This is a genomic window from Kitasatospora sp. NPDC023120 (assembly GCF_055560835.1).
Genome location: NZ_JBVHHY010000113.1, coordinates 1 through 1593 on the forward strand (window position 1 = coordinate 1; position 1593 = coordinate 1593).

1 protein-coding gene is annotated in these 1593 nt (G+C 75.5%); it reads left to right on the plus strand.

The genetic code is table 11. From position 1 onward, the window contains the following. Nucleotides 1-1593: polyketide synthase dehydratase domain-containing protein (locus ACZ3TI_RS40960; RefSeq protein ID WP_465735686.1), on the plus strand; the 1593-nt coding region annotated here is incomplete at both ends.

The window sequence follows — 1593 nt, forward strand, 5'->3', positions numbered from 1 at the left end:
CCGCCCACGCCCACACCACCGGCACCCCCGTCACCTGGCCCCTCCCCACCACCCCCACCCACCCCATCGACCTGCCCACCTACCCCTTCCAACGCCGGTCGTACTGGCTCAAGCCGGTCACCACGACCGACCTCGGCAGCACGGGACTGCGTCCGCTGCACCACCCGGTACTGGCCGCCGCCACCACGCTGCCCGACGGCACCCACCTGTTCACCGGCCAGGTCTCGCTGCGTAGGCAGCCCTGGCTGCTCGACCACGCCGTGCTGGACACCGTGCTGCTGCCCGGCGCCGCCTTCGTCGAGCTGGCCCTGCACGCCGGTCAGCGGACCGGCCAACCCCACCTGGCCGAACTCACGCTCCAGCACCCGCTGGTGGTCCCCGAGGACACCCCCGTCGAGGTCCAGGTCGCGGTGGGCCCAGCGGAGGGCGGGGCCGGCCGTACGGTGACCGTCCACTCCCGCCCAGCCGACCCGGCCGGCGACGACCAGCCGTGGACGGCGCACGCGGTCGGCACGGTCACCGCCGAGGCCCCCGGCCGCCCATCGGTCGAGGAGGCCTGGCCGCCGGCCGGAGCGACCCCGGTCCCGGTCGACGAGTTCTACCCGCGGTTCTCCGCGCGCGGCTACCACTACGGTCCGCTCTTCCAGGGTCTGCGGGCCGCCTGGCGGCGTGGGACGGACCTGTACGCCGAGGTCGTGCTGCCCGGAGAGGGCGGCACCGACGACTTCGGCATCCACCCCGCCCTGCTGGACGCCGCCCTGCACGCCTCCCTGCTCGACCTCGGGCCCGAGGGCATCCGGCTTCCGTTCTCGTGGACGGACGTCGACCTGCACGCCGTCGGCGCCCGCGCGCTCCGGGTGCGGCTGTCGCAGACCGGCCCGGAGAACGCCCGGCTGTCCCTGTTCGACTTCGACGGGCTTCCGGTCCTGACGGTGGACTCGCTGACCGGCCGCCCGATCACGCCCGAGCAGCTCGCCGCGGTCCGTACCGCCGTCCGTCACCCGCTGTACCGGGTGGAGCAGACGGCACGGGAGCTCACCGGCCGTACCCCCGTCTCCGGCCCCTGGGTCGTCATCGGCGACGAGGCGTCCGCCGAGGCGCTGCGCACCGCGGGCGCCGAGGTGCTCCGTCATCTTCCGCTCGGCACCGCCCCGGGCGACGACCCCGCACGCGCCCACGACCTCGCCGAGCAGGCCCTCGCCGCCCTCCGGCAGGCCCTCGCCGACGAGTCCCTCGCCGACGCCCGCGTCCTCGTCGCCACCCGGCACGCCGACGGCCTGGCCGCCTCCGCCGTCCAGGGACTGACCCGGTCCGCCCAGGCCGAGCACCCCGACCGCATCGTCCTCGTCCGTCTCGACACCACCGGCCATGACCTCCTGCCCCTCGCCCTCGCCGACGACGACGAGCCCGAACTCACTCTCTCAGCAGGCCGGTTGACCGTGCCCAGGCTGGTCAGGGCCGCCACCCCGGACACCGCCGGAGCCACCCCGCTCGACCCGGACGGCACCGTCCTGATCACCGGCGGCACCGGCACCCTCGGCGCCCTCCTCGCCAAGCACCTCGTCACCACCCACGGCATCCGCCACCTCCTGC